This is a genomic window from Phenylobacterium sp., assembly GCF_035475775.1.
Lineage (GTDB): Bacteria > Pseudomonadota > Alphaproteobacteria > Caulobacterales > Caulobacteraceae > Phenylobacterium.
Genome location: NZ_DATIMC010000074.1, coordinates 1 through 7,848, shown reverse-complemented (window position 1 = coordinate 7,848; position 7,848 = coordinate 1). Strand labels below are relative to the sequence as shown.

Below are 7,848 nucleotides of genomic sequence, written 5' to 3'. Positions count from 1 at the left end.
AGGGCGAGGCTCACCGGAAATTCCCTTGGTCACGCAGGGCGCCTATACTGCCTGCGGCTGCGGCGCGCCGCAACGGGCCTTGACTTGGCCGCAGTGGGAAAGCATCTGCAACGCTATGGCCGATAAGCCCAAGCTCGAAATCACGCTCTGCGCGCCGCGCGGCTTCTGCGCCGGCGTCGATCGGGCGATCCAGATCGTCGAGCTGGCGCTCGAGAAGTACGGCGCGCCGGTTTATGTGCGTCATGCGATCGTCCACAATAAGTACGTCGTCGAGGGGCTGCGCCAGAAGGGTGCGGTCTTCGTCGAGGAATTGGACGAAATTCCGCCCTCGGAAGCCCCCGTGGTGTTTTCCGCGCATGGCGTGCCCAAGAGCGTGCCGGCCGACGCTGCCGGGCGCAACATGTTCTTCCTCGATGCCACCTGCCCGCTGGTCAGCAAGGTGCATGTCGAGGCGCAGCGGCATTTCTCCGAAGGCCACGAGATCGTGCTGATCGGCCATCGCGGCCACCCGGAGGTGGTGGGGACGATGGGGCAGCTGCCGCCGGGCGCCATCAGCCTCGTCGAGACCGTGGCGGATGCCGAGGCGTTTGTACCGCAGGATCCGGGCAAGCTTGCCTTCGTGACGCAGACGACCCTCAGCGTCGACGACACCAGCGCGATCGTCGCGGTATTGCGCCGACGCTTCCCGGCGGTTGTCGGGCCGCACAGGGAAGATATCTGCTACGCGACCACCAACCGCCAGGAGGCGGTGAAGCAGGTGGCGGCCAGGAGCGAGGTGCTGCTGGTGCTCGGCAGCGCCAACTCCTCCAACTCCGTGCGGCTGGCCGAGGTCGGCCGGCGGGCGGGCGCGACGGCCTACCTCATCGACGACGCGGCCGGCCTCGACCTCGCCTGGCTGGCGGGCGCGAAGGCGGTGGGCGTGACCGCAGGCGCCTCGGCGCCGGAGGTGCTGGTGCAGGGCGTGATCGAGCGCCTGGCCGAGGTCTTCGAGGTCACGGTGGAGGAACCCGACGCGGCCCGCGAAACGGTGAGCTTCAAGCTGCCGAAGGCGGTCGCCTAGGGGCCTTCTGAAATATCGTGGCGAGCCTGAAATGTGATTGGACGCTATGTCGGATGGGCGACAAGGGTTCTCGGCATGTCAGACGCCGAACGCTTCCGGGCCAAGGCCGACGAAATGCTCCGCCTGGCGACCAGCGCGGTGACGGCGGTGGAACGCGCCGGCTATCTTTCGATCGCCAGGGCCTGGGCCGACCTGGCGGACCAGGCCGCCGCCTTCGACGCGAAGCGGCGCGCTCAGACGGGCGGCAAGGCCGTCATCCCGTTCCCGGACGATCCGCCGGAGCCGGAGGCGTCGTAGGCGCAGTCCCGCTTTGCGCGCCGGGGCCGCGGAATCCGCCCTAGCCCCCGATGGCGAACGGCAGCACGGCCGCGACGTCGATGTCGTCGACGTGCGGCATGGCCTGGGCGCCGAGCCCCACCGCCAGCGCAGCCGCGGCGCTCATGGCGACGATCAGCAGCCTCCAGCGGTTCATGCCGTCCTCCGGGAAGATTCGCCCCGCGCTCTTCGAGCCCCAACCGGACGGTTGGTCAAGAGGTTGCGTGCGCCAGGAAACGCTTGATCCAGCCGGCCACCCGCAGCCGGTCGTCGGCGCCCGAATAGGAGGCGACGGCGGCGTTGGCCTGCTCGTCCGAATAGCGGTCGCCGCGGCGGTGCTCGATCAGCGAGACGGCGTAGGCCGGATCGAACTCCGGGTGCGGCTGGATCGAGATCGCCGGCTGGTCGCGCCAGGCCAGGCCCGCATAGGGCGTGAACTCCGAGGCGGCGAACACCTCGGCCCCCGGCGGGATTTCGACCACCTGGTCCTGGTGCGAGGCCGGCAGCCGGATGCGCAGCGGCGGCTCGTCCATCCAGGGCTCGCGCGCGAGGATCTCATAGACCTGTTCGCCGACCCCCCAGCCCTTCGGCGACTTGACCACCGTCCCGCCGAACGCCTGGGCCATCAGCTGATGGCCGAAGCAGACCCCGACCAGGGCGGCCTTGCCCTTGGCGAGGTTCAGGAAATCCATGGTCTCGCCGATCCAGGGCAGCGGATCGTAGACCCCGGCGGAGGAGCCGGTGATCAGGTAGGCGTCGCACTCCTCCGGCCGCGCCGGCAGCTCGCCTTCGTCCACCGCATAGGTCCGCCAATCGTAGGCGTCGGGCCCGAGCAGCTGCCTGAACATGTCCGGATAGGTCCCGAACCGCTCGATCGCCGGCTTCGGCGGCCGGCCGGTCCTGAGGACTCCGAGCTTCATCCGCTCTCCGCGATCCTCTCCCTTGGGCGAGGAGGTCAATAGGCCATCCCCTGGGCGACCGCCTTCAGCTTCTCGATCGCCGAGAGCTTGTCGTCGATGAAGTCGTGGTCGATCCACCAGGCCTCGACCTCGCGCATCACCTGGCCGACCATCGGGCCCTTCGGCACGCCGGCGGCCAGCACCTCCTCGCCGCTGAGCGGGAATTCCGGGACGGTCCAGCCCTCGGCCAGCGCGATCATTCCGCGCCACTGCGGCGTCACGGCGGTGCGGTCGGCGGCCGCCCAGGCGAGCTTGGCCCGATCGCGGAACGCCGCCTTGCCCTCGCGGTAGACGGCCTGGCGGATCTCGCGCGGGCTCATCCAGCTCTTCAGCTTCGGGAGCGGGGCCAGCGCAGCCACCAGCCGGTCGCGCTCGGCGTTGGAGAGCCTGAGCGATTCCGCGAGCCGCATCGCGGTCAGCTGGTCGTCGGGCAGCAGCGCCGCGAGCCGCAGGAGCGGGTCGGCTTCGAACAGCAGGTCGGTCTCGATCTCCACCAGGCCCTTGAAGCGCTCGAGGTTGATGGGCTCGGGCAGCATCATCTCCAGGACGCCGGCCTCGAGCATCAGCCCCGTCGCCTGGCGCGGATCGTCGGCGGCCAGGAGCTTCAGCAGCTCCTTGGAGATCCGCTCGGCCGCGAGCGTCGTCACCCGGTCCTTGAGCCTGGCGCAGGCCGCGAGCGCCGCGGCGTCCGGCGCGCCCTTGCCGTACCAGGCGAGGAACCGGAAGAACCGCAGGATCCGCAGGTAGTCCTCGCGCAGGCGCTGCTCGGGATCGCCCACGAAGACGATGCGGCCCGCCCGGGCGTCGGCCGCCCCATCGCCGGTCGGATCCACGAGGCTCCCGTCGCGGCGCGCGTAGAGGGCGTTCAGCGTGAAGTCGCGCCGGCGCGCGTCCTCGTCCCAATCGGAGGTGAAGGCCACCACCGCGCGGCGGCCGTCGGTCGAGACGTCCCGGCGCAGCGTGGTGATCTCGAACGGCTGGCCCCCCGCGATGGCGGTGATCGTGCCGTGGTCGACGCCGGTCGGGACCGCGCGCAGGCCCGCCGCCTCCACGGCCCGGGTGACCGCCTCCGGCGTCAGCACCGTGGCGATGTCGATGTCGTCGACGGGGCGGCCGACCAGGCTGTTGCGGACGCAGCCCCCGACGAACCGCGCGCAGTCCGTCCCCCCCGCCGCCTCCAGCGCATCCATCACCGCCGCGGTCGGGGGCGCGGTCATCCACGGGCGCTGGCCCAGGGTCTCGGTCATGGTCGTTCGGCCATCCTCGCCGGCGGCGCCCGCTTCTCGAACCGCCCGGGGATCACCTGGCCGGAGGCCAGGGTCTGGGCGGGCACGTAGGTCTCGCCGCGGTTGTCCCTACGGAAGATGGCGCCGGCCATCAAGGAGAGGCCGAACAGAAGCGCGCCCGCCGCGAACAGCCAGGGCCAGGGCGTCGCGCCCATGGGACGGCCCGCGCGCCGCGCCCAGACCGCCCAGACGATCCAGATCGCGAACGGAATCGCGAACAGCCCGCCGCGCTCGATCAGCACCCTAAGCAAGGGCGGCTCCATAGAGCCGGTCGTAGAGGGCGCGCAGCATGCCGGCCGTCGCACCCCAGATGTACTGGTTCTCGTGGGTCATGGCGTAGAACCGGCGCACTTCGCCGCTCGGCAGGGTGCGCTCGTGCTGCTCGTAGTTCGCCGGGTCCATCAGGAAGCCGAACGGGGTTTCGAAGATCTCCGCCACCTCGTCCGGATTGGGCCTCAGCGACAGCGTGGGCCGGACAAACCCGACCACCGGCGTGATCAGGTAGCCGGTGCCGGTCCGATAGGGCGTCGACTGGCCGACCAGGGTGACGAGGCCGGGCTCCAGGCCAATCTCCTCCTGCGCCTCGCGCAGCGCGGTCTGCGAGGCGGTCTCGCCGGGATCGCGCCGGCCGCCCGGCAGCGCGACCTGGCCGGTGTGGTTCCTGAGCGTGTCGGCCCGGCGCGTCAGCAGCACCGAGACGCCCTCCGCCCGTTCGACCAGCCCCATCAGGACGGCGGCCCGGGTCAGCGGCGCGTCCGATGTCGGCCATTGCTCGGGATTGAGGTCGAAGTCCGACCGCGGGGCGAGCCCGTCGGCCGCCTCGGCGTCCTCCAGCGGATCGAGGTGGCGGGCGATCCAGGCGCGCAGCTCCTCCGAGGGCGTGTGCGCGTTCACGAGCCCTCCGTCGCGCCGAGGTCGAACCAGGCGCCGTGGGACGCCACGCCCAGCCGCCCGCCGCGGTCCTGCGCCATCTCCACGAGCTCGTAGAACACCGGCCGGCCGATCAACGCCTCCAGCCCGCGCCGCACGTGCACATAGGGCCTGGGCTCGCCGCCGGCCTGGTTCGCCACGCGGATGGGGTTTTCCGGCCCCGCCTCCACCTCGTCGCCGACGTTGGTCAGGAACTTGAGCACCGGCCGGCCGTCCTCGTCCATCATGCGGTCCACGCGCACCGCCACGAAGGGCGCGTCCTCGACGGCGATCTTCATCTTCTCGACCGGCGTCACCAGCCAGATGCCGTCCGCATCCTTGCGCAGCACGGTGGAGAACAGCCGGACCAGCCGCTCGCGGCCGATCCGGGCGCCTTCGTGCCACCAGCTGCCGTCGCGCTTGATGAGGATGTCGATCTCGCCGGAATGCGCCGGATTCCACAGGTGCACCGGCGGCAGCCCGCGCCCGGGCGCCTGCTTCACCGCCGCCGCCACACCCTCCAGCTTCGACTTGCCCGCCGTCTCGACCATGTGACGAACGTAGGGAGGGTCGGGCGGCCCCTCAAGAAATGTTCAACAAGCTCCACCAGAGACGGCGCTTCCCGCCGGGCCCCCGATAAGGCCTTCTTGGCGGGTCAGTTCGAGTGCCGGGGTGCCAGCTTGCCGTCCGCGTTCGCTTCCAGCGCCGCCTTGCCGGCCTACACCGGCGTCTATGTGTTCGGCGACAGCCTGGTCGATCCTGGCAACGACCTGCGCGCCGCCGACCTCATCGGCGGCCTGCCGTTCGTGGGCGTGCCGGATGGCGCGCCGACCGCCGACAAGGGCTACTTCGAGGGCCGCTTCACCGACGGCTACAACGGCGCCGACCTGGTCGCCAACAAGCTGCTGCACGAGCCGACGCAGCCGACCTTCGCCTTCGGGATCCAGGATCCGCTGCTGGGCCTCACGCTGCCGTTCCTCAGCAAGCCGAACGGCGTCAACCTGAGCTTCGCCTACGGCGGGGCGATGGCCATCCAGCCCGACAGCCTGCCGCCCGACCTGCACGACCAGGTCGGCATCTACGACAACTTCACCGCCGATCCCAACGCGCTCTACCTGATCGTCATCGGCGCGAACGACATCCGCGCGCTCGTGCCGACCGGCGGGACGATGGTGACCGGGGCGGCGGCGGACGCCCAGCTGAGCGCCATCGCCGGCGAGATCACCCAGGAGGTCTCGCACCTGCTCGCCCGCGGCGCGCGGCACGTCCTCGTGGCCGACATCCCCGACGTCGGCCTGACCCCGGAGTACGCGGGCTCGCTCGACGAGGCGGCGCGCCGGGCGCTGGCCTCGCAGTATGTCCAGACCGCCGACGCCCGGCTGCAGGCCGACCTCGCGAACCTGGCCGTGCCCGCCGGCGCGACGGTGCTGGACTACGACTTCCAGGGCTACACCCACGACGTCATCGCCAACCCGGCGGCGCACGGCTTCACCAACGTGACCCAGGCGCGGATGGACGTGCAGGCGGGCCATCTCGACCCGGTGGGCAGCGGCTTCCTGTTCTTCGACGAGGTGCACCCCTCGGCCCAGGCGCACGCGCAGATCGCCGGCGAGATCCTCGACGCCCTGCGCGGCGACCCGGTCGTGGACAACCTCGCCCCGGCGATCGGGCCGCAGGCGATGACCACGGTGGCGCTGGGCGGTACGGATTCCTTCACCGCCTCGCTGGTCGGTGGACGGAGCTACGTGATCGACGTCCTGGGCCTGAGCAACGGCGCGGGCTCGCTCGCCGATCCGCTGCTGCGCGTGCTCGACGCTTCGGGTGCGGTCGTGGCGCAGGACGACGACAGCGGCCTGGGGCTGGATCCGCACCTGCATTTCACCGCGACGGCCAGCGGCGAGTTCACCATCCAGGTCTCGGGCGTGGGCGTGACGAGCGGCGGCTTCCGGCTGCAGGCCGGCGAGGCGAACGGGGCGAACCTGCTGACCAGCGGGGATCTGGAGGGCTCCAACGAGACCGTCACCGCCGGCGCGGGCGACGACACGGTGGCCGCGCTCTCCGGCTCCAACTATCTGCGGGGCGGCGACGGAAACGACTCCATCCAGGGCGGCTCCGGGTTCGACGACATCAACGGCAACAAGGGCGACGACGTCATCGACGGCGGCTCGGGCGGCGGCGACTGGCTGGTCGGCGGGCAGGGGAACGACCTGATCACCGCCCACGCGGGCCAGAACATCCTCTACGGCAACCTCGGGAACGACACCCTGCACGCGGGCTCCGGGGGCGAGCTGATGCGCGGCGGCCAGGGCGACGATTCCATCACCGGCGGGATCGGCAACGACTGGATCTCGGGCGACCGCGGCTCGGACACCATGAGCGGCGGGGCCGGGGCCGATGTCTTCCACAGCTTCTCCGGCGCCGGGCTCGACGTGGTGCTCGACTTCAACGCCATGCAAGGCGACCGCGTGCAGCTCGATCCCGGAACCGGCTACACGGCGAGCCAGATGGGCGCCGACACCGTCGTCGACATGGGCGGCGGCGACGAGCTGATCCTCAGGAACGTGCAGCTCTCGAGCCTGCCGCAGGGCTGGATCTTCACCCTCTGAGCCGCGGGAGGGCCCGTCAGAACGCGCCGGCCGGCTGCAGGTTGGCGAGCGCCAGCAGCACCGCCGAGGCGCAGGCGAAGCTCATGCTGGCGATGAAGTACAGGCGCGCGACATAGGAGGGGGCGGCTGAGGCGGGTTTCATGGCGATCTCCCTGGCTTCGCCCGAACCCTGCGACGGCGCAGCTGAACTCCGCGCGAATCGCCCGGTCAGCCGCCGTTCATCTTGGCCGTAGGCGAGCGCCCTCGAGCGGCCGCACCAGCCCCTTCAACCGCTCGCCCTCCGGCCTGAAGGCGACGCCCAGCACGCGGTCGCGGTCCACCGGGCCGGGCAGCTCCACCGCCCGGGCGCAGGCCGCCGAGAAGCCGAAGCGGCCGAAATAGGGCTCGTCGCCGACCAGCACGACCGCCGCCTCGCCGGCCGCCTTCGCCGCCGCGCAAGCCTGCTCGATCAGCAGACCGCCCACGCCTGACATCCGCTCGGCCTCGTCGACCGCGATCGGGCCCAGGAAGACGATCGGCGTCTCGCCCGCGCGCACCCGCCACTGGCGCACGACGCCCACCAGCCGCCCGCCGCGCCAGGCGCAGAACGACAGCTCCGGGGCGAACTGGGCGAACTCGCGCACGCGCTCGGAGACCTTCACGAAGCGGCCCGGCCCGAAGGCCCGGTCGATGACGGCGTCGGCGAGCCGGGCGTCGGCCGCCCGCTCGTTGGC

The 7,848-nt window shown here is 71.3% G+C and carries 11 protein-coding genes; 3 read left to right on the top strand and 8 right to left on the bottom strand.

Going from position 1 to position 7,848, the window contains the following annotated elements:
• Positions 1 to 115: 115 nt before the first annotated feature.
• Both ispH and VLI41_RS09800 read left to right on the top strand, forming a co-directional pair.
• Positions 116 to 1,060, top strand: a complete 945-nt coding sequence (gene ispH / locus VLI41_RS09805) for a 4-hydroxy-3-methylbut-2-enyl diphosphate reductase (RefSeq protein WP_325267893.1) — start codon at positions 116 to 118, stop codon at positions 1,058 to 1,060.
• Between the two features lie 75 nt (positions 1,061 to 1,135).
• Positions 1,136 to 1,357, top strand: coding sequence for a hypothetical protein (locus tag VLI41_RS09800; protein WP_325267892.1), 222 nt, complete (start codon positions 1,136 to 1,138; stop codon positions 1,355 to 1,357).
• Positions 1,358 to 1,397: 40 nt separating this feature from the next.
• Here VLI41_RS09800 and VLI41_RS09795 read toward each other — a convergent pair whose 3' ends face one another.
• From VLI41_RS09795 to VLI41_RS09770, 6 genes are read right to left on the bottom strand one after another with little or no spacing between them, the layout of a single operon-like run.
• On the bottom strand, positions 1,398 to 1,532 hold the full coding sequence (locus VLI41_RS09795) for a hypothetical protein (protein ID WP_325267891.1): 135 nt from the start codon (positions 1,530 to 1,532) through the stop codon (positions 1,398 to 1,400).
• A 55-nt stretch (positions 1,533 to 1,587) separates the two neighbouring features.
• The gene (locus tag VLI41_RS09790) at positions 1,588 to 2,295 is read right to left on the bottom strand and encodes a glutamine amidotransferase-related protein (RefSeq protein ID WP_325267890.1); all 708 of its coding nucleotides are present in this window, start codon (positions 2,293 to 2,295) and stop codon (positions 1,588 to 1,590) included.
• A 35-nt stretch (positions 2,296 to 2,330) separates the two neighbouring features.
• Positions 2,331 to 3,581 (bottom strand): CCA tRNA nucleotidyltransferase, encoded by a 1,251-nt coding sequence (locus VLI41_RS09785; protein WP_325267889.1) that lies wholly within the window; start codon positions 3,579 to 3,581, stop codon positions 2,331 to 2,333.
• Entirely contained in the window at positions 3,578 to 3,871 is a 294-nt protein-coding gene (locus VLI41_RS09780) for a DUF6111 family protein (RefSeq protein ID WP_325267888.1), read from the bottom strand. Before VLI41_RS09780 ends, VLI41_RS09785 begins: the two co-directional genes overlap by 4 nt.
• Positions 3,864 to 4,514 (bottom strand): CoA pyrophosphatase, encoded by a 651-nt coding sequence (locus tag VLI41_RS09775; RefSeq protein WP_325267887.1) that lies wholly within the window; start codon positions 4,512 to 4,514, stop codon positions 3,864 to 3,866. The genes VLI41_RS09780 and VLI41_RS09775 overlap by 8 nt, the downstream gene beginning before the upstream one ends.
• Positions 4,511 to 5,080, bottom strand: a complete 570-nt coding sequence (locus VLI41_RS09770; RefSeq protein WP_325267886.1) for a DUF1285 domain-containing protein — start codon at positions 5,078 to 5,080, stop codon at positions 4,511 to 4,513. The genes VLI41_RS09775 and VLI41_RS09770 overlap by 4 nt, the downstream gene beginning before the upstream one ends.
• A 129-nt stretch (positions 5,081 to 5,209) precedes the next feature.
• On the opposite strand from VLI41_RS09770, the gene VLI41_RS09765 reads away from it, so the two are divergent.
• Entirely contained in the window at positions 5,210 to 7,135 is a 1,926-nt protein-coding gene (locus VLI41_RS09765) for an SGNH/GDSL hydrolase family protein (RefSeq protein WP_325267885.1), read from the top strand.
• A gap of 16 nt (positions 7,136 to 7,151) precedes the next feature.
• Here the strand turns inward: VLI41_RS09765 and VLI41_RS09760 are convergent, their stop codons facing one another.
• Positions 7,152 to 7,277 carry a hypothetical protein gene (locus tag VLI41_RS09760; protein ID WP_325267884.1) on the bottom strand — a complete coding sequence of 42 codons (126 nt, stop codon included), beginning with the start codon at positions 7,275 to 7,277 and terminating at the stop codon, positions 7,152 to 7,154.
• Between the two features lie 76 nt (positions 7,278 to 7,353).
• Positions 7,354 to 7,848, bottom strand: a 495-nt coding sequence (locus tag VLI41_RS09755; RefSeq protein WP_325267883.1) for an N-acetyltransferase, incomplete at its 5' end; no start/stop codon positions are given.

What these genes read in the sequence shown, in the direction of transcription:
- ispH (WP_325267893.1), top strand. Translation starts at nt 116, where the DNA reads ATGGCCGATAAGCCCAAGCTCGAAATCACGCTCTGCGCGCCGCGCGGC.
- VLI41_RS09795 (WP_325267891.1), bottom strand. Translation starts at nt 1,532, where the DNA reads ATGAACCGCTGGAGGCTGCTGATCGTCGCCATGAGCGCCGCGGCTGCG.
- VLI41_RS09790 (WP_325267890.1), bottom strand. Translation starts at nt 2,295, where the DNA reads ATGAAGCTCGGAGTCCTCAGGACCGGCCGGCCGCCGAAGCCGGCGATC.
- VLI41_RS09770 (WP_325267886.1), bottom strand. Translation starts at nt 5,080, where the DNA reads ATGGTCGAGACGGCGGGCAAGTCGAAGCTGGAGGGTGTGGCGGCGGCG.
- VLI41_RS09760 (WP_325267884.1), bottom strand. Translation starts at nt 7,277, where the DNA reads ATGAAACCCGCCTCAGCCGCCCCCTCCTATGTCGCGCGCCTGTACTTC.
- VLI41_RS09785 (WP_325267889.1), bottom strand. Translation starts at nt 3,581, where the DNA reads ATGACCGAGACCCTGGGCCAGCGCCCGTGGATGACCGCGCCCCCGACC.
- VLI41_RS09800 (WP_325267892.1), top strand. Translation starts at nt 1,136, where the DNA reads ATGTCAGACGCCGAACGCTTCCGGGCCAAGGCCGACGAAATGCTCCGC.